The sequence below is a fragment of the Flavobacterium azizsancarii genome, assembly GCF_027980145.1.
GTDB lineage: Bacteria > Bacteroidota > Bacteroidia > Flavobacteriales > Flavobacteriaceae > Flavobacterium > Flavobacterium azizsancarii.
The window spans coordinates 37,504-57,704 of record NZ_JAMZNK010000013.1 but is presented as its reverse complement, the minus strand read 5'-3'; the positions used below and the strand labels follow the sequence as shown (position 1 = coordinate 57,704).

Annotated in this window: 12 protein-coding genes; 5 read left to right on the top strand and 7 right to left on the bottom strand. The window is 34.0% G+C overall.

The genetic code is table 11. The annotated features are described in order from the left end of the window. Window positions 1-7: 7 nt before the first annotated feature. The 3 genes from NJT12_RS10315 to NJT12_RS10305 form a co-directional block, all read right to left on the bottom strand. The gene (locus NJT12_RS10315; RefSeq protein WP_271335819.1) at window positions 8-937 is read right to left on the bottom strand and encodes a PorP/SprF family type IX secretion system membrane protein; all 930 of its coding nucleotides are present in this window, start codon (window positions 935-937) and stop codon (window positions 8-10) included. Between the two features lie 32 nt (window positions 938-969). Beyond that, on the bottom strand, window positions 970-3,612 hold the full coding sequence (locus NJT12_RS10310; protein WP_271335818.1) for a gliding motility-associated C-terminal domain-containing protein: 2,643 nt from the start codon (window positions 3,610-3,612) through the stop codon (window positions 970-972). A gap of 158 nt (window positions 3,613-3,770) precedes the next feature. Next, window positions 3,771-5,096 (bottom strand): PDZ domain-containing protein, encoded by a 1,326-nt coding sequence (locus NJT12_RS10305; RefSeq protein ID WP_271335817.1) that lies wholly within the window; start codon window positions 5,094-5,096, stop codon window positions 3,771-3,773. Between the two features lie 122 nt (window positions 5,097-5,218). Here NJT12_RS10305 and NJT12_RS10300 point away from each other — a divergent pair, with 122 nt between their 5' ends. From NJT12_RS10300 to lgt, 5 genes are all read left to right on the top strand, one after another. After that, window positions 5,219-6,415: a pyridoxal phosphate-dependent aminotransferase gene (locus NJT12_RS10300; RefSeq protein ID WP_271335816.1), complete on the top strand. Its 1,197-nt coding sequence runs from the start codon at window positions 5,219-5,221 to the stop codon at window positions 6,413-6,415. Between the two features lie 202 nt (window positions 6,416-6,617). Beyond that, the gene (folE, locus tag NJT12_RS10295) at window positions 6,618-7,289 is read left to right on the top strand and encodes a GTP cyclohydrolase I FolE (RefSeq protein WP_271335815.1); all 672 of its coding nucleotides are present in this window, start codon (window positions 6,618-6,620) and stop codon (window positions 7,287-7,289) included. Window positions 7,290-7,525: 236 nt separating this feature from the next. Then, complete coding sequence (gene cysS / locus NJT12_RS10290; protein WP_271335814.1) at window positions 7,526-9,004, top strand: cysteine--tRNA ligase; 1,479 nt, start codon at window positions 7,526-7,528, stop codon at window positions 9,002-9,004. A 21-nt stretch (window positions 9,005-9,025) separates the two neighbouring features. Beyond that, a complete protein-coding gene (gene yidD, locus NJT12_RS10285) occupies window positions 9,026-9,265 on the top strand; it encodes a membrane protein insertion efficiency factor YidD (RefSeq protein WP_173972466.1) in 240 nt (79 codons plus the stop codon). A gap of 65 nt (window positions 9,266-9,330) precedes the next feature. After that, the gene (lgt, locus tag NJT12_RS10280) at window positions 9,331-10,263 is read left to right on the top strand and encodes a prolipoprotein diacylglyceryl transferase (RefSeq protein ID WP_271335813.1); all 933 of its coding nucleotides are present in this window, start codon (window positions 9,331-9,333) and stop codon (window positions 10,261-10,263) included. Window positions 10,264-10,853: 590 nt separating this feature from the next. Here lgt and secDF read toward each other — a convergent pair. The 4 genes from secDF to NJT12_RS10260 all read right to left on the bottom strand — a co-directional run bounded on the left by secDF (window position 10,854) and on the right by NJT12_RS10260 (window position 20,098). Further along, the gene (secDF, locus tag NJT12_RS10275; RefSeq protein WP_271335812.1) at window positions 10,854-13,826 is read right to left on the bottom strand and encodes a protein translocase subunit SecDF; all 2,973 of its coding nucleotides are present in this window, start codon (window positions 13,824-13,826) and stop codon (window positions 10,854-10,856) included. 227 nt (window positions 13,827-14,053) lie between these two features. Beyond that, the gene (mdh, locus tag NJT12_RS10270; protein WP_271335811.1) at window positions 14,054-14,989 is read right to left on the bottom strand and encodes a malate dehydrogenase; all 936 of its coding nucleotides are present in this window, start codon (window positions 14,987-14,989) and stop codon (window positions 14,054-14,056) included. Window positions 14,990-15,094: 105 nt separating this feature from the next. Next, window positions 15,095-17,038 (bottom strand): DNA topoisomerase (ATP-hydrolyzing) subunit B, encoded by a 1,944-nt coding sequence (gene gyrB / locus NJT12_RS10265; protein WP_271335810.1) that lies wholly within the window; start codon window positions 17,036-17,038, stop codon window positions 15,095-15,097. Window positions 17,039-17,362: 324 nt separating this feature from the next. Beyond that, entirely contained in the window at window positions 17,363-20,098 is a 2,736-nt protein-coding gene (locus NJT12_RS10260) for a M16 family metallopeptidase (RefSeq protein ID WP_271335809.1), read from the bottom strand. Window positions 20,099-20,201: the final 103 nt, after the last annotated feature.

Genomic DNA, 20,201 nt, shown 5'->3' with positions numbered 1-20,201 from the left:
TTTCATTTTAGAAGAATCTTGGTGATTTATCATATCCTTTTCCTAATAAATCCAAATTAAAAAGCAGCATAATTTCATGTGTTCCGGAATTAAACTGCCCCATATTCGAAAGTGTATGATCATACGCATAACCAACTCTAAGCGACGGCGTAACATTAATATTCATTAAAGCGCTCACGGCATCGTTTACTCTGTAAGCAGCACCTAATTCGAACTTATTATTATACAAAACATTGGCTGTAAGGTCTACAGAAATTGGAGCGCCTGATACAAACCTTGACATAAACGCCGGCTTTAACTTTACCATATCATTGATCTCAAAAACATATCCTGCAGTCAAAAAAGTATGAATTGCTTCTGATCCGTAAGCATTAATCCCTGATTTCTCTTCGATGTGTTTTGAACTTAATAAATTTGGCGCTGATAATCCTACGTAGAAGTTATCCCTAAAATAATAGGCACCTACTCCAATGTTTGGTTTGGTCACGTTTATATTATCGGCGAAAGCCAAATCTGTTTCCGCATCACTAAATTTAAATCCGTTAAAATTGGTTTGAAGCGAAGTAAAACCTGCCTTTAGCCCTAACGAAAGTTTATTTTTTCCGCCTAAATTTAAGACATAAGCAAAATCAGCGTAGAAATTATTTTCCTTTTTAGCGCCGTCACCAATATCATCTGAAACTAATGACAAACCTACCTCGACTTTATCAGTCACAGCAGTATGCCCAAAAAAAGTAAATGTTTTTGGAGCACCAACAGCGCCCACCCATTGCGTTCTGTACAATCCACCAAGGTTTAACATTGCAGGAACTCCAGTTGCATAGGCCGGATTTACAACACTCATATTGTACATATAATGGGTATATTCCGGATCTTGTTGCGCTGAGGCTGATGTTATATAAAAGAGAAAAGATATAAAGAGTATTATTTTTTTCATTTGAAAATTATATTAAATAATATAAAAAGAAATTATCGGTTTAGGTAAAGTCGGCCTTGTTGCGCTTTTCTATTGTCTTTATTAAAATTGACAATATAAAAATAGACTCCATTTTGCGCTATTCCGTCACCAAAACCTGCCGATTCAGAATTTCTTCCGTCCCAATTGGCTGTATTTGCATTTCCTTTAAACATTACATTTCCGTATCTATTGAAAATTTCAATCGTATAATCCGGATATAAAAATTCAATATCAGGAATCCTGAAAGTATCGTTTACATTATCTCCGTTTGGTGAAAATCCGTCAGGAATAAAAAAAGCATATTCTCCCGGATCACAATCGATTAATGAGACTATAACTTCTAAGTTATTATCAGAAATACAATCTGTTAAGGCCGAAAGATCAAATCCGTAATAAGTCGCTTTATGAACCAATAATGTTGTCGAAGTCAGTAAATTTCCATTATTTTCAGCATCATACCAGGCAACGCTGGCAGCCACATTGGTAGCTTTTGATAAATCAGCAACAGTTGGATTTTTCAAACCACAAAAATCTGCACCTCCGGGATTCAAAATGGGAGCCGGTACATCATTTACCACAACAGAAATCATATTAGGTGCTGATGTACAACCTGCAGGAGAAGTTTCTCTTATATAATAATCTTCTGATTTCAACACATAGCTATCAGCAAGCGACGTTGTTGACGTTGCAGAACTATACCATTTATATTGAGAACCCCGTGGAGTTAAATTTGCAATTGTCGCTCTGTCGACTTTGCAAAATTCCTGATTTCCGGCAATTGGCGCGACCGGAATAGAATTTATTATAAAACTATCTAATACACTTACCAAAGTACTACCACAACTTGTTGCATCATTTGTTACATAAGTAATCGAGATTGTAGTAGAACCTGTGTTTACAAGTAAATTTGATGGAATTACAAAACTGGCATTTCCGTTTAAAACATTCAAATCCACGTTTTGTTCTACGGAAGGATTACTCTCTAAAAGCAAATAAGAAAGTTTTGCTTTGGCTAAATTTTCTAATCCTGAAACTACAGCGGTAAACACTCCGTTTAAACAATTATCATTGACTACTATTTTTATATTTGCAGCGGCAGGCAAAGGATTAATAGTCAGGTTGCCAATAACATTTGCTGTATTACTACATTGCGGAGTTGGGTTTGTAATATTGGTGATAGTAGTAATAGTAATTACAGACAATCCGCTTTTTGCGTTTAAGTTTCCAGGGATTTCAAAAGTTGCTTTACCACCCACAGCCTTAATATTTGCCGTTTGCGCTGTCGCTAAATTATCGCCATTGATATTGTAAACAATACGATAATCACCATCCGTTAATTGAGTTGCATTCGAAATTTGAATTGTTGCATTATTATTTTGACAAACTGGACTGGCGGTTATTACAGCATTATCTAAACGCGACAACGGATAAATATTTAAATCAGAAGAAAAAGGACTAAACATATTGGCACATAATCCTTTGCCACTTAACGGGATAATGCTTGTAACAGTTACAGTATATTTACCGACTCTTTTAAAATAAGAAGATTCGATTGGAAAATTAGCTATTCCGTTTATGAAATTTGCTGTTATACTTTCTGATCCTCCAGTTGGTCCTGCAACACTATATGTAATTTTATATTCTCCATTGGGAATATTCTGAGGTCCTTGCGTAATTTTTGCAGAATAAGCAGCAGTAGCAATATCGCTTTCGCAAATATCCTTAGCTATAGCAATTTTTGTACCTGTAAAATCAATCTTTTTTTCAAGCGTAATAGTTACATAGGCAGTTTTATCTTTACAAACATTCTGGTTAGGAACGGCAAAAACAGTATACTCATAATTATATTGGCTCGCACCGTAGGTATCAAACAATTGCTTAAGATTGATATTATGATCGGATCTTGACGTGATATCAGGACCCTTCCAAACACCGTCAGGATCTTCACCTGTAAGCAGTTCGAACATATCAAAGTTAGTGTAACCGTCCAGATCAGTAGTACCGCATAATCGTAATTCTATTGATTTTCCCTGTTCAGGTGTCCTTACTATAGTTACAAATACAGTTGTAACGAGTGGTGTTAACGGGCACTCTGGCACGACTGGCACTTCATACGTAAATTTACGGGTTATTGTTTCTTCTATTTTTCCAATTTCTAATAAGGACGATCCTAAAATTCTCCCTGAAGCATCTCTCCAGATTCCGTTTTCATGTGGTCCCATAACTGTACTATCAAATGCCGTAAAAAGATTAAAACCTCCCGCTTCACTACATACAGTAGCTTTAGAACCAATTCCTGCATAAGCGCCAATAGTAAGAGTTATAGTCGATTTATTATCTACACATCCTGCAACATCGGGAGCAGTATACGTATAATGATAAACACCACCTTTTCTAATAAGTTGTGCGTTTAGATTTCCTGTAATTGAGTCCAGGCCTCTAAAGTTATTATCGTCAGACCATTTTCCTCCTGCAGTAGGAGAACCGTCTAATAATGAAAATAAAGAAAGGGTTTTATTAGCTGGATCCTGAATATCACAAATTATTTTTTGTGCATCATTCCCTGCACATTGTGCAGCCATTTGTGAAGGTAAAACCGATAAAAAAACAAAAAACAATACAAATCGTAAGAAATTAGTGTAGTTTTTGATCATAAAATGCTATTTTTCGATAAACATAATAAAATAATAATGTTCATACATCAAAAAACATGATTTAATAGTCAAATTTTCACAAAATTTAATCAATTCCGAAAATATACATTAATCACAGATAATTTTGTTTAAATCTTAAACAATTATGAATAAGTATTTTACAACTCATCTTCAAGCTTAAATCTGAATTTTAAAATCACACTATTTCTTTCTACTTCGAGATTAATCCAAATATCTTCTTCTGATTTTAAAAGTGTATTGATCTGTTGCAATGAATATTTATAGGGAACATTTTTATTGATACTCACTATAATGTCCCCTTTTTGCAAACCGCATTTTTCTGCTGCAGAATTTTTACGAATATTTACAATCTCATAAACAGGTTTTAAGGAAAACTTATATTTAAACTCCCCATCTTTTTTATTATCAGCTTGAACTTCCTCTAAAGTCGTCGCAACTTTTACCATTTCTAAATGAACTGTTTCCTGCACCCATTGCAGTCCGTTGTGCTGAATGGTAATTCCACTTTTATTATATGTGAAGGGTTCTGAAAATTTATTGTTTTTTTTAAGATATAACTTCTTATCCGCATAATCTAAAACCACTGTAAACCTTTTTAGAACTTCCCCCCCAACAGACCCAATCCGATCCGGAACCATATTTACGTTCTTGATAGAACTTGAATCCGGAAATGATACAATTGGCTTTTTAAAATTAAAGTCGGCAATTAAAAAATTATCAATTTTAGCGCGATGCCCTTCGATATCTCCACTAAAACCTTTTCCTAAAAAATCAGGAAAATTCTTTTTAGGCAACTTAATTTTATTGTTTTCAAAAATCCAAAAAGCATCACTATTTCCTATATCAATAAGTAGTTTTGCAGGTATGGTAACTGTATCTACAATTGCTTTGGCATAAATATAGGGCTTAGATCTTTCGATAGTTATGGGAATTGCTTTAAACTTCTTATCCAGCCTTTTACGAGTTTCCTCATTATTAAGATAAACTACAATTCTCTTTTTTTGATAATTGACCTCTACTATATTATTTTTAAAAAATTTGTAACCTATAATACCGTTTACAGGAATCCCAATATGTGAAGACAAATTGAAGCTTTGATCTAAAATTATATACACCAAATGATTTCCTGACTTTAAACCATGCGTTTCTAAAATATTATTGGTCGATTTTAATCCTTCGATTTCTACTTCACTCCCTAATCCTCTCAGTTTTATTTTTTCAATGTTTTTAAAACTCACTTCCTGTCTTTCTTCCATACTGAACAAAATTGTTTCTTCGACGCCGGAATCAAGTAGAAAGTTTAATTCAATGCCGTTTACTTTTATAGGAATAAAAACAAGGTTATTAATCAGCTTAAAAGGAATAGTAACCTTCTTATTGCGGTTTTCGATTAAGAAATCACCTTGGGCTAAAAGCGTAAAAGATGTTAAAAGCCCAAAAAACACTATAAAATATTTTTTCATTGATAATATTTTATGATAAAATTACTAAAAATATTGATATTTGACACATTTTAATAAGTACCCGTAATGTTTACGTTAAATTCGAAAAAAAAACGCAAATTTGCACTTCAATAATAAAACTCATGCCAACAATTTCTCACAAAGGCAGAAACATGCCCGAATCACCGATACGCAAACTTGCTCCTTTTGCAGATGCTGCAAAACAAAAAGGAAAAAAAGTGTATCATTTAAACATTGGTCAACCGGATATCAAGACACCCGAAGTGGCCATCGAGGCGGTAAAAAATATTGATTTAACTATTATAGAATACAGTCCGTCTGCCGGATATGAAAGTTATAGAAAAAAATTAGCAAATTTTTACCAGCGTCAAAACGTAAATGTTAACTCAGAAGACATCATTATTACTACTGGTGGCTCTGAAGCCTTATTGTTTGCATTAGCCACAATTACAGATCCGGGAGATGAAATTATTATTCCTGAACCTTTTTATGCGAACTACCATGCATTTGCCTCTTCTACGAGCGCAACTGTAGTTCCTGTAATTTCGACTATCGAAAGTGCTTTTGCTTTGCCAAGTATCGAGACGGTTGAAAAATTGATTACACCAAAAACAAAAGCGATATTAATTTGTAATCCCGGTAATCCAACGGGTTATTTATATTCAGAAGCAGAAATTAAACAACTAGCAGGTTTAATTAAAAAACACGATTTATATTTAATTGCTGACGAGGTATATCGTGAGTTTTTATACGATGGAGATGATGTTCATTTTTCTGTAATGAATCTTGAAGATGTACAGCAAAATGTCATCATGGTCGATTCAGTTTCTAAACGTTACAGTATGTGTGGCGCAAGAATTGGCTGTCTGGTAACAAAAAATAAAGACGTACTGTCTACAGTAATGAAGTTTGCCCAGGCGCGTTTAAGCCCGCCTACAATTGAGCAAATTGCCTGCGAAGCTGCAATAGACACACCACAGAGTTATTTTGATGAAGTAATCTCTGAATATAAAGGACGCCGCGATACACTAATTACTGAATTGAATAAAATTGAAGGTGTTATTGTCACTAAACCAAAAGGGGCATTTTATTGCATTGCACAATTGCCAATAGAAAATGCCGATGATTTTGCACAATGGCTCCTTGAAACTTATGACCTGAACGGAGAAACTGTAATGGTTGCTCCTGCTGCCGGATTTTATTCGACACCGGGGATGGGACTTAATCAGGTAAGAATTGCCTATGTCTTAAACAAAAAAGATTTAATTACTGCTGTAAACATTTTAAAGGAAGCTCTTTTAGTTTACAACAAGAAATAATAACAAAAATCAAAGACTTGCAAAAGACAATAACACCTTATGTTATTGTCTTTTGTATTTTACAACAAACACCTTTTTGATTTTAATTTAAATTATATCCAAAAAGGAATAATTAAATAGTAAAAACGATAGAAAAGGTTTCCTTTTTATTAATTATCTTTACCGCCTTAAAAAGATATACCCATATTAATAGTAGTTTTTAATGATAAATAACGAAGATTTTTTAGACGAAATAGGAGACAATCATTTTAGCAGTAACGCACAAAACCCTGTAAGACAGGATGCTTTCGACTTAAGTGATGAAGAAAAAATAGAAAAAATAAAAAAAGATGTTGAAAACATTCTACAAACTTTAGGAATGGATTTGACGGACGATAGCATAAAAGGTACTCCAAACCGAGTTGCAAAAATGTTTGTTAAGGAAATTTTTGGAGGTCTTAACCCTACAAAAAAGCCAAAAGCTTCAACTTTTGACAATAATTACAAATACGGCGAAATGTTGGTAGAGAAAAACATTACTGTTTATTCTACCTGCGAACATCATTTATTGCCAATTATCGGACGTGCGCATGTTGCCTATATTTCAAGCGGAAGAGTGATTGGTTTGTCTAAAATGAACCGAATTGTAGAATATTATGCTAAAAGACCTCAGGTTCAAGAGCGTTTGACGATGCAAATTGTTCAGGAATTACAAATCGCTTTAGGTACAGATGATGTTGCCTGCGTTATCGATGCCAAACACCTTTGTGTAAATTCAAGAGGAATTAAAGATATCGAAAGCAGCACTGTAACGTCTGAATTTGGTGGAAAATTCAAAGATCCTCAAACAAAAAGAGAATTTTTAGACTACATTAAATTGGATACACAGTTCTAAAAAAGTTTATTGTTTTTAGTTTATAGTTTGTTGTTATGGCAAAAATAGAAAAATTCGAAGATTTAGAAATTTGGAGATTGGCCAGGACAATCTGTCAAAAAATCGAATTCCTAATCCAAAATACAAACTAAAAAACAAATTATTCTTTAAAAAATCAAAGGATTAAAATTCAAATAGTTTTTTTCCGACTCAAAACTAAAAACAACAAACCATAAACAACAAACGATAAAGTAAATATGCCACTATACACAAGTCAACATCTAAAAATATACAATTCACTTTCAGGTGAAAAAGAAAATTTCAATCCTATTCATGAAGGAAATGTTGGAATGTATGTTTGCGGACCTACAGTTTATAGCAATGTGCACTTAGGAAATGTGAGGACTTTTATGTCTTTTGACGTGATATTCAGGTATTTTTTACATCTTGATTATAAAGTTCGTTATGTTCGAAATATTACGGATGTTGGACATATTGTAGATGATGTAGATGAAGGTGAAGATAAGATCGCTAAAAAAGCGCGTTTAGAGCAACTGGAACCTATGGAGGTTGTACAGCGCTATACGGTAGATTTTCATGATATCCTGAAATCTTTTAACTTTTTACCGCCAAGCATCGAACCAACAGCGACTGGACATATTATTGAGCAGATCGAAATCATCAAAAAAATTATCGCTACCGGAATTGGGTATGAAGCCAACGGATCTGTGTATTTTGATGTTGTAAAATATAATGAAACAAATAATTACGGAATATTAAGCGGTAGAAATATCGAAGATATGCTAACGAATACCCGTGATCTTGATGGACAATCAGACAAAAGAAACCCACAGGATTTTGCACTTTGGAAAAAGGCAGAACCAGAGCATATCATGAGATGGCCTTCGCCATGGAGTGATGGTTTCCCGGGCTGGCATCTTGAATGTACTGCTATGAGTACCAAATATCTTGGGAATCACTTTGACATTCACGGAGGTGGAATGGATTTAAAATTTCCTCACCATGAATGCGAAATCGCTCAGAACGAAGCTTGTACAGGTCAGTCTCCGGTAAATTACTGGATGCACGCTAATATGCTGACTCTGAACGGAAAGAAAATGGCTAAATCGACTGGAAATAACATTTTACCAGGCGAAATTTTAAGCGGAAACAACAACATTTTAAGCAAAGCTTTTTCAGCATCGGTAACTCGTTTCTTCATGTTGCAGGCACACTACAGAAGTATTTTAGATTTTTCTGATGATGCAATTGTTGCTGCCGAAAAAGGATATAAAAGATTAATGGAAGCTGTTGATGCTTTGCCTGCTATTTCAGCAAGCGCAACGAGCTCTATAGATATTGCTTCCTGGAAACAATTATGTTACGATGCAATGAACGACGATTTTAATACCCCTATTTTAATCGCACAATTGTTCGAAGCTGTTCGTTATATCAATTTATTGAAAGAAGGTAAAGAAACTATCTCTGCTGAAGATTTAACTTCATTTACAACCGCAATGAATGCTTTTGTTTTTGATGTTTTAGGCTTAAGCGATGAGAAAGCCGCCGATGCCAATAATGATAAATTAGAAGGCGTTGTCAATATGCTTATTGGAATGAGAAATCAGGCAAGAGCAGACAAAAACTTTGCCCTTTCTGATCAGATTCGTGATCAGTTGATCACTTTAGGTATTCAGCTGAAAGATGGCAAAGAAGGCACAAGTTTTTCTATATAACTATTTATTTTCTAATAAACCATGAAAGTAACTACTCCATTTGTTTTATTAGTACGCTTTTATCAAACTGCAATTTCGCCTTTTACACCGGCAAGCTGCAGATTCGAACCTACATGCTCGACTTATATGATTCAAGCCTTGCAAACACACGGATTATTTTATGGCGGCTATCTGGGAATGAAACGAATTTTGAGTTGTCATCCCTGGGGAAGAACTGGCTACGATCCTGTTCCTGAGAAGAAATGTTCACACAAACATTAACTTTTTATAAAGAGGAACTCTGTTTTTAATATTTATTTTTACAAGACACAAAAACAATTTAATATATGACACACTCCTTAAATATCATTTGGAATCCTTCAGAAGGAATCGACTTAGGATTTTTTATGATTCGTTACTACAGTTTAATGTTCGTAATTGCTTTTGGCTTAGGCTGGTTCCTAATGAAAAAGATTTTCGAACGCGAAAATGAATCTATCGACAAATTAGACTCTTTATTTGTCTGGACTGTATTAGCTACTTTAATAGGTGCTCGTTTAGGACATGTATTGTTTTATGACTGGGAATATTTTAGAAATCACTTACTTGAAATAGTTTTACCTTTTAGATTCGAACCAAAATTTGAATTTACAGGTTTTCAGGGATTAGCAAGTCATGGTGCGGCAATCGCCATTATCATTGCAATGTACTATTACAGCAAAAAAATCTTAAAACGTCCGTTATTATGGATTTTAGACCGTGTAGTAATTCCAGTTGCAAGTGGTGCTATCTTTGTTCGTCTGGGAAACTTTTTTAATTCTGAAATCATTGGAAAAGAAACTGATTCTGCATTTGGAATTCGTTTTTTACACGATCAATTCAGCAAATCCGAAGCTGTAAACGCAACAGGTATTGCAGATCCAAAAGCGGCTTATACAGCAATTGCAACAGACCCTAAGTTCGCTGATTTATTAGCTCAGGTTCCTATAAAACATCCCACACAATTATACGAAGGTATCGCTTATATCTTTGTTTTTGCTATTCTGTATTTCTTGTACTGGAAAACAAATGCAAGACTTAAATCAGGATTATTATTCGGATTGTTTTTAGTTCTTTTATTTGTAGTACGTTTTATCGTAGAGTTTGTAAAAGAAAGCCAAGGCGGTTTCGAGAACGAATTAGGCATTTTCTCAACAGGACAATGGCTAAGCATACCTTTTATCATTATCGGGCTTTTCTTTATCATCAGAGCACAAAGAAATCCTTTAGCAGCATCTTAAAATTTAAACCTCAATATTGTGATAAGCCCGATTTTTGTATCGGGCTTTTTTTTTGCACAAAAACAAATATTTCAGTCTTATTTTTCCAGCAGTTACGATAAGAATTTCATTATTTTAAGAAGCAGAGATTATCCTTGTCAAAACAACTTTCACTCCCGCTGTACACTATATCTTTTCCCTCCTAAAGAAGCAGGAAAAAGGATATCGTTTCCATCCTACCGTGTGGACACAAGTACAAAACAAACACGAATTTCACTAATTGACACTAATTTAGTTTGTGGAATTAATTTCACAAACTAAATTAACCTATTAAAATTTGTGCAAATTCGTGTTCAAAATTGATTAATAATATTTGTGTCCAGACGGTAGGTTTCCATCGGGGCTAAACCAGAACTTTCTGTTTGCAAAAGACGTTTTAGTAAGACTGCATACAAACTTTTCACAATCAACATTACCATAAATCAATACAGAGAAACATACACATAAACAGAACTGTAACTTTCATCGAATAAAAAATATAATGCGATAACAAAGCACAAAAAAAAAGATCCGGCTTACGCCGGATCTTTTCATATAAACTAAGATTTTAATTAAACCTTATTATGCTTGTCTTCGATTGTATGTTTTTCATCACCTGAAATCGTGTCTACCAATACTGGTGTAGCGATAAATAATGAAGAATAAGTTCCTACAACAATACCAATCAACATTGCGAAGATAAATCCTCTGATAGACTCACCACCAAAGATAAACATTGTCAATAATACAATGATCATCATTAATGAAGTATTCAACGTTCTTGATAAAGTAGTATTAATAGAAGCGTTTACAATATCTTCAAAACTACCTTTACGGTTTCCGATGATAAACTCTCTAACCCTGTCAAATACAATTACAGTATCATTCATAGAATAACCAATAACGGTAAGAATCGCAGCGATAAAGTGCTGATCCATTTCCATGTGGAAAGGCATGAATTTATAACATAAAGAGTAAATTCCTAATACAAAGATAACGTCATGCGCTACAGCTGCGATCGCACCTAATGAATATTGCCATTTACGGAAAGAAACCATTAAGTATAAGAAAATAGCTGCCATTGCACCAAGAACCGCCCAGTAAGAGTTTGTTTTGATATCCTCAGAGATAGAAGCTCCAACTTTAGACGCTTGCAAAACACCGATTTTTTTACCATCAAACGAGTTGATGAATTTATCGTAAGAAGTGTTTGGGTAATACTTTTGCAATGCATTGTATAACTTTTGATTCACTTCTTCGTCGATAGCAACACCATCTTCTTTAATCTTATATTTTGTAGTGATTTTTAATTGATCATCATCACCTAAAATTTTAGCTTCAACAGGAGTTCCAAAAGCCGCAGATAACTCATCTGAAACTACAGTAGCATCTACCGGTTTTTCAAATTTCACCTGGAAAGTTCTTCCTCCAACAAAATCAACACCTTCATCTAATCCGTTAACGAAGAAAATAGAAGTTAAACTTACCACAACTACAATTGAAGAGAAGATGTAAGTGAATTTTTTGATTTTAATAAAGTCAAAGTGAAAATTAGTAAACCAGTTTTTAGTAATTTTTGTAGAGAAAGTTAAATCTCCTTTTCCAGCAATATTTCTGTCGATAAAGATTCTAGCGATAAAAATTGATGTAAACATTGAAGTTACGATACCAATAAGTAAAGTTAATGCAAAACCTTTAATTGGTCCTGTTCCAAAAATAAACAAGATTGCTCCAGTTAAAACGTGCGTTACGTTCGCATCAATAATAGAACGCATTGCTCCGTGCCATCCGTAAGATTCAGCAACCGCTTCAGATAAAGATTTACCTTCACGCAATTCTTCTTTTGCTCTTTCAAATATAATAATATTCGCATCTACTGCAGTACCTAATGTAAGTACGATACCTGCAATACCTGGTAATGTAAGTACAAAACCAAAACTTGCCATAATTCCGAATAAGAAAAGTAAGTTTAATAATAATGCAAGATTAGCATACCAACCTGCTTTACCATAATAGAATACCATCCATAAACAAACTAATAAAAATCCTAATACAGATGAAACTGTTCCAGCATCAATTGCAGCCTGACCTAAAGATGGTCCTACAACAGTTGATTGAACGATATCTGCAGAAGCCGGTAATTTACCTGCATTTAATATGTTAGCTAAATCTTTAGTTTCAGCAACATCAAAAGAACCTGTAATTTCAGATCTTCCTCCTGCAATTGGTCCGCTAGTTACACCTGGAGCAGAATAAACAATATCATCTAAAACAATAGCAATATAACTTTTTTGAGAAAAAGCTCTACCTGTTAATTCTTCCCAAACTTTAGCTCCCTGGCTGTTCATTTGCATAGAAACAGCTGGTTTTCCTAATTGGTCAAAAGTATCTTTTGCATCAGTAACAACACCACCGCTCATCGCAGGAACGTTATCTCTGTTCCCTTTTAATGCATATAATTCAACAGCTTCAATACTTTTTCCTTTAGCATCATTTATAGTAGTTGGCTTACTCCATACAAATTTTGCATAGTGTTGGTCAGCTCCTAATAAAACTCTGATATCTGATCTTTTTAAATACCCGTTTACTACAGCAGTATCTTTTGGAGCGAAATAACCTAAAATTGGTCCACCACCCTGACCTAACATTTTGTCAAATAATGGGTTGTTTCCTTTTTTAGTATCAACTGAATCTTTAGCATCTGTTAATAAAGCATTCAATGAATCTTTAGCAACAACTTTAGTTTCAATTTTTTTGATTTCAGTCTTTTTTAGCGCTTCGTTAGCAGCTACTAAAAAGTTTCCAATTTCTTCAATTTTATAAGTTTCCCAAAACTCTAATTGAGCTTTACCACCTAATAATTTTTTAATTCTATCTACATCCTTAGCACCTGGAAGCTCTACTAAAATTCTTCCTGTTTCTCCTAATTTCTGGATGTTTGGCTGTGTAACACCAAATTTGTCGATACGCTCTCTTAATACTTTAAAAGCACTTTCAACAGACTCATCAACTTTTCTTTTAATTACTTTTTGAACTTGCGAATCTAACATTTGAAAATCGATTCCGCCTTCTCCCTGCAAACTTCTGTTTGCAAAAATATCAGGTGAAGCTAATTTTACAGTTCCTTTTGAATTCGCTTCAAAAGCTTCAAAAAACTTACTTAAATAGGTTTTATTTCCTTCTAAATTTGCAGACGCATCGGCTAGTGATTTATTAAATACCGGATTTTTAGAATTATTAGCTAATCCTTTCAAAACATCTTTAATAGAAATTTGAAGAATCACGTTGATTCCTCCTTCTAAGTCAAGACCTTTGTTTAGTTGTTTATTTTTTACTTCATTGTAAGTAAAATCTGAAAAACCAAGATTAAACACTTTTTCTTTACCAATAGAGTCTAAATATTTTAGCTCTTTATCAGGATTATCTCCTGCAAAAGCTTTAGCCTCACTTTTGACATTATTTGCCACAAAAGTGAACGAGAGTTGGTAAATACTTACCAATGCAAATAGAATTGCGAAAAATTTAATAAGTCCTTTATTCTGCATTATTACTAAAAATTAATTATGTTTTATAGTTTGTTTTTGTTTTAAAGTCCCATAAAATAAGCCCTGACATGAATTTTTAAAACTAAAAAATCGAGATCACGAATTACCACATTTTTTTTAAACCGAGCAAATATATAATTAACGAAAAGATTAACCAATTTATTTATTAATTAATCTTAAAAAAAAGACTGCAAAAGTGCAGTCTTTTCCCTTTTTTACGAAAATCGTTATACTAAAATCGATTTTAGAGCATCATTCATACCTCTAACTGCATCTGCACTTTTTGCAAACAGAGCTTTTTCGTGGTCATTTAATTTGATGTCTAAAATTTCTTCAACTCCATTCTTTCCAATTATACATGGAACTCCAATACATATGTCATTTTGCCCGTATTCTCCTTCGACAAAAACAGAACAAGCAATCATTTTCTTTTGATCGTTTAAAATACTGTCGACAAGATACGCAACAGAAGCTCCTGGCGCATACCATGCTGATGTTCCTAAAAGACCTGTAAGAGTAGCTCCGCCAACCATTGTATCAGCAGCTACTTTTTGCAATACCTCTTCTGAAAGAAATTCTGTTACCGGAATTCCGTTGTAAGAAGCCAAACGAGTCAAAGGAATCATAGTCGTATCACCGTGACCACCAATAACCATTGCTGAGATATCATTTGCAGGCTTATCAAGAGCCAAAGAAAGATATGTTCTGAAACGAGAACTATCTAACGCTCCACCCATACCTATAATTCTGTTTTTTGGTACTCCGGTAGCTTTTAAAGCTAAATAAGTCATAGTATCCATTGGATTTGAAACTACAACTATTATAGTATTTGGGGAATGTTTTAGTACATTTTCAGCAACTGTTTTCACAATTCCTGCATTTATGCCAATTAATTCCTCACGAGTCATTCCTGGTTTTCTTGGAATTCCTGATGTAATTACTACTACATCACTTCCGGCAGTTTTAGAATAATCGTTAGTCACGCCAGACACTTTGGTATTAAAACCTGTATTTGTCGCACATTGCATGATATCCAACGCTTTCCCTTCGGCAAAACCTTCTTTAATATCCAACAACACTACTTCGCTTGCAATTCCTCTATAAGAAATAACATCTGCACATGTAGCTCCAACATTTCCTGCTCCTACAATGGTAACTTTCATATTTTATACTTTATCGGTTATTAATTAATTTATTTGATAAATAAACAATTCGTTTAATCGTTTAAGTAAATTTAAACAATTAAACGAATTGATGACTAAATATTATTATGCATCGATATTAGCGTAGACTGCATTTTTCTCGATAAATTCTCTACGTGGCGGAACTTCATCTCCCATTAACATTGAGAAAACTCTATCAGCTTCAGCCAGACTATCAATAGTTACCTGACGTAAAGTTCTAAAGCTCGGATCCATTGTAGTTTCCCACAATTGCTCTGCGTTCATCTCTCCAAGACCTTTATAACGCTGAATTCCGGCGCTGCCTCCCATTCTTTCGTTTGCCTGATCGCGCTGAACATCATTCCATGCGTATTCTTTTTTGTTTCCTTTTTTAACTAAATATAAAGGTGGTGCTGCGATATAAACGTGACCTTCTTCGATCAATTCTTTCATGAAACGGAAGAAGAATGTTAATATTAAGGTAGAAATGTGACTACCATCGACATCGGCATCACACATGATGATTACCTTATGGTATCTTAGTTTTTCAAGGTTTAATGCTTTACTATCTTCTGCAGTACCTACGGTAACTCCTAAAGCGGTAAAGATGTTACGAATCTCTTCGTTTTCGAATACTTTATGGTGCATCGCTTTTTCGACATTCAAAATCTTACCACGTAATGGTAAAATCGCCTGAAATGCACGATCACGACCTTGTTTTGCTGTTCCACCAGCCGAATCTCCCTCGACAAGATAAACTTCACATCTTGCAGGATCCTGCTCAGAACAATCTGAAAGTTTTCCCGGTAATCCACCGCCACCCATAACGGTTTTACGCTGTACCATTTCACGTGCCTTTTTAGCAGCATGACGGGCTTGTGCAGCCAAAATTACTTTTTGGATAATGATACGGGCATCATTTGGATTTTCTTCCAAATAATTTTCTAACATTTCTCCAACTGCCTGAGAAACCGGAGAAACTACTTCTCTGTTTCCTAGTTTTGTTTTGGTCTGACCTTCGAATTGAGGTTCTTGTACTTTTACCGAAATAATAGCCGTTAATCCTTCACGGAAGTCATCTCCCGAAATTTCGAATTTCAACTTGTCCAACATCCCGGAAGCATCTGCATATTTTTTAAGGGTTCTTGTTAAACCACTTCTAAAACCTTGTAAATGTGTTCCTCCTTCGTGCGTGTTGATATTATTTACATAAGAAAAAATATTCTCTGTATAACTTGTATTATAAATTAAGGCAACCTCAACCGGAATCTCACCTTTTTCGTGGTCCATGCTGATTACGTGAGAGATAATTGGCTCACGGTTACCATCTAAATAACGAATGTATTCTTTAAGACCTTCATCTGAATGAAAAACTTCTACTTTAAATTCGCCTTTTTCATCGACTTCTCTTTTGTCCGTAAATGTGATTGTAATTCCTTTATTCAGGAAAGAAAGCTCACGCATACGAGCTGATAGAGTATCATAAGAGAACTCTGTAGTTTGCGTAAAAATTGTTTCGTCAGGATAAAAAGTTACAATAGTTCCTCTTTTTGTAGTTTCTCCGATTTGTTTTACCGGATAAAGCGCTTTTCCTTTTTCATATTCTTGCTCGTACACTTTTCCGTCACTACTGTGAACAGTTGCACGCAAGTGATTTGACAAAGCATTTACTACTGAAACTCCAACACCGTGCAAACCTCCGGAAACTTTATAAGAATCCTTATCAAATTTACCTCCGGCACCAATTTTAGTCATAACAACTTCTAGTGCAGAAACTCCTTCTTTTTTATGTATGTCTACCGGGATTCCACGACCATTATCTTCGACGCTTACAGATCCATCTTCGTTTATTGCAACACCAATAGTATCACAATGTCCTCCCATGGCCTCATCAATAGAGTTATCTACAACTTCATAAACCAAATGATGCAGTCCTCGAACACCCACATCTCCAATATACATCGATGGACGCATTCTTACGTGCTCCATACCTTCTAATGCCTGAATACTATCTGCTGAATAATTGTTCTTCTTGATTTCTTCGCTCATATAATTTATTCTAAAAATGTAATTATTGTCTAACACGCAAATATATAAAAACGCAAATTATATATCCGTTAAAATACTGTTTAAAGCACTTAAGTTATTAACACAATTGTCTTAAAAACCAAAAATAAACTCCAAAAGCCAACTTTAAATTCCAAACTTCATAAATTCCAAATTCCAAAAATAGGAATAACACAAAAAAATCAAATAACAACATCTATTATAATCTTGAGAACAGGATGAAATAAAAAAATCCGAAACAACAATTTTAATGTCATTTCGGATTTAAGATTTGGAATTTAAGAAAATTGAAATTTTTCTTTTTTACTATTTCTTATTAAAATCTCCAACATAAATCGAGGTCATTTTATCCAGGCTCAAATACTTTTTCAAAACTGCATTTACCTCTTCTACTTTTAAGGCTTTTACTTTAGTATCCAGAGCATCATAATCTTCCAGAGAAATACCATATTGAAGATAAGTGTTTGTCAAACTCATTAAGGTATCATCAACTCCCAGTCTGGTTTTTCTCTCATTTTGCCAGCTAACCAAATTTGATTTTAATTCATCTGCTGTAAATCCATCTTTTAATGCTTTTGCAATTTCTTCTTTCGTCGCGGTTTCAACGGCATTCTTTTTTGTTGGATTTAAAAACGCATAATAACTCCATGAAGCCACATCACTTATCAACGGTACATCAATAAAAGAGCCTGCTCCATAACTTATTCCTTCTTTTTCTCTTAATCTCATAGGAATTCTTGCACTCAAAAACCCTCCGCTTCCCAGTATCTCATTCGCCATAATAAAGGCAGGATAATCAGGGTTGTTTCTGTCCATTTTAAAATTTATTCTTCCTATGGCAACAGCATTTTCTTTATCAGGAGTAATTACATCCTTGTCCAGTTTCGCTGTTTCAAAATAAGTAGGTAAAGCAAGTTCATATTTCGATTTAGAATTCCATTTTCCAAACGTATTTTCTAAAATCTCTGCTGTTGATTTAGCATCAAGTTCTCCTACAATACTTCCTACCCCATTATTTCCTCCTAAAATATTGGTGTAAAAATCAACTATTTCGGACTGTTTGATCTTTTTAAAAGCATCGATCTGTTCTTGAATTGTCAAGGTATAAAAAATACTTTCTTTAGGGTATTTTGTCGTTTGTCGTGAAATCTCTGTAAATGCGACTGACTGGGGATCATTTAAGTTCGATTCTAAATAAGTATTATAATCACTGATTGTTTTTGTTAGTTCATTTTCCGGAAAAGTAGAATTAACCAGCAAATCTCCCAAAATCTCCATTACCTCCTTAAAATTCTCTTTATAAGTACTAATATTAATTGACAGGGTTTGTCTTGTAAAATTAAAATTGATACTTGATTTTAACTGATCCAGTCTATCCTGAATTTGCTCTTTGGTTTTGCTTTTAGTTCCTGTTTTCAGTAATTGGGCCAGAATACCACCGGCATCCGTTTTACCTGCTAAATCTTTTTGATTGCTTACCGGAAATTTAAAATTAGCCTGAACTTTTCCTCCTTTAATTTCTTTTTTAATCAATCCGTATTTTGCACCATTACTTAGTTTTCCTTCAACTAAATTTTGTTTCAAATTTTTAATCGAAGCTTCAAATGCAGCTGTTTCTTTTTCTAAAGCTTTTCCTTTGTAATCTTTTGTAAAAGCAACTAATTGTTCGTCTGTATATTCAGCAGGCTTTACTCTTTGTTCGTCTTTTGACGGAATAAATACTCCAACTGTTCTATTGTTACTTCTAAAATATTTCTCGGCCACTCTTTGTATATCTTCTTTTGTTAAGTTCTCGACAGCATCCCTGTACAAAAATCCTAATCTGTAATCTCCTGCTCCAATAACTTCAGTAAGATTTATTGCAAACGAAATGGTATTGTTTTTTACACTTTCGATTTGTGTAATAATTTTAGCCTTCGCTCTGCTTACATCTTCATCTGTATATTTTGTCGAACCTATTTTATCCAGCTCGTCTCTTACAATTTCCTTTGTCGCCTTAATATCTTTATCATTTGGAACCGCTACCCCAAAATATAAAAAGCTGGCATCTCTTGTGATGGGCTGCCAAAAATAAATACTGGATACTTTTTGTGTTTCGACCAATGTTTTATACAAGTAACCTGATGGATCAGCCGTTAAAATCTCTCCTAATGCGTCGATTGCAGCATAATCTTTATCTACATAAGCTGCAGTATGATATAAAGCTCCGATATTTTTGCTGTCTCCTGCTCTTTTAAGCTCTACATATTTTTCGCCATCCTGAGCTGGTTCTATAGTATAAGTTTTATCTAAAACTCTTTTAGGTCTTGGAATCGCACCAAAATATTGCCCTACATATTGTAATGCTTTTTTCTCATCAAATTTACCGGCAATTATTAAAGTTGAATTATCCGGCTGATAATATTTTTCATAAAAAACCCTAAGTCTATTCGCTTTTACGCGTTCAATATCTTCTTTACTTCCAATAGTACTTCTGCCGTAATTGTGCCATAAATAAGCCGCAGAAAGTATTCTTTCCTGCAAAACCCCATCAGGATTGTTTTCTCCTATTTCAAACTCATTTCTTACTACTGAAAATTCCTTACTAAGATCCGTTTGCAAAATGGCCGAATTAACCATTCTGTCTGCCTCCATTTCTATACTCCACTTTAAATTCTCATCATTAGAAGGAAAAATTTCGTAGTAATTGGTACGATCTAACCAAGTAGTTCCGTTTGCATTTCCTCCTTTATCAGAAAGCATTTTTTTGATGTCACCTAAGTTTTTAGTACTCTTAAAAAGCATGTGCTCCAGTAAATGCGCCATACCTTTTTCTCCGTAACCTTCATTTCTGGAACCTACATTATAAACAATATTTACAATCATATTGCTTTGAGAAGCATCCGGAATCAACAGTACTTTTAATCCGTTATTCAATGAATACTCTTTTACACCTTCTACATTTTTAATGTATTTAGGAGTTTCAATCTTTTTTTGCGCATAAACCGAACTCAATGAAACAAGCGAACAGCATAAAATACTACTTAATAATAAGTTTCTCATAGATTACATTTAAAATTAATTTATTCTTTGGTAATCAAATATAGTATTTTTCTGAATATCAAATTCTAATTTTTATCCCTGAGTTTTGGGACAAAATTCTAAA

What these genes read in the sequence shown, in the direction of transcription:
- NJT12_RS10315 (WP_271335819.1), bottom strand. Translation starts at nt 937, where the DNA reads ATGAAAAAAATAATACTCTTTATATCTTTTCTCTTTTATATAACATCA.
- NJT12_RS10310 (WP_271335818.1), bottom strand. Translation starts at nt 3,612, where the DNA reads ATGATCAAAAACTACACTAATTTCTTACGATTTGTATTGTTTTTTGTT.
- NJT12_RS10305 (WP_271335817.1), bottom strand. Translation starts at nt 5,096, where the DNA reads ATGAAAAAATATTTTATAGTGTTTTTTGGGCTTTTAACATCTTTTACG.
- NJT12_RS10300 (WP_271335816.1), top strand. Translation starts at nt 5,219, where the DNA reads ATGCCAACAATTTCTCACAAAGGCAGAAACATGCCCGAATCACCGATA.
- folE (WP_271335815.1), top strand. Translation starts at nt 6,618, where the DNA reads ATGATAAATAACGAAGATTTTTTAGACGAAATAGGAGACAATCATTTT.
- cysS (WP_271335814.1), top strand. Translation starts at nt 7,526, where the DNA reads ATGCCACTATACACAAGTCAACATCTAAAAATATACAATTCACTTTCA.
- yidD (WP_173972466.1), top strand. Translation starts at nt 9,026, where the DNA reads ATGAAAGTAACTACTCCATTTGTTTTATTAGTACGCTTTTATCAAACT.
- lgt (WP_271335813.1), top strand. Translation starts at nt 9,331, where the DNA reads ATGACACACTCCTTAAATATCATTTGGAATCCTTCAGAAGGAATCGAC.
- secDF (WP_271335812.1), bottom strand. Translation starts at nt 13,826, where the DNA reads ATGCAGAATAAAGGACTTATTAAATTTTTCGCAATTCTATTTGCATTG.
- mdh (WP_271335811.1), bottom strand. Translation starts at nt 14,989, where the DNA reads ATGAAAGTTACCATTGTAGGAGCAGGAAATGTTGGAGCTACATGTGCA.
- gyrB (WP_271335810.1), bottom strand. Translation starts at nt 17,038, where the DNA reads ATGAGCGAAGAAATCAAGAAGAACAATTATTCAGCAGATAGTATTCAG.
- NJT12_RS10260 (WP_271335809.1), bottom strand. Translation starts at nt 20,098, where the DNA reads ATGAGAAACTTATTATTAAGTAGTATTTTATGCTGTTCGCTTGTTTCA.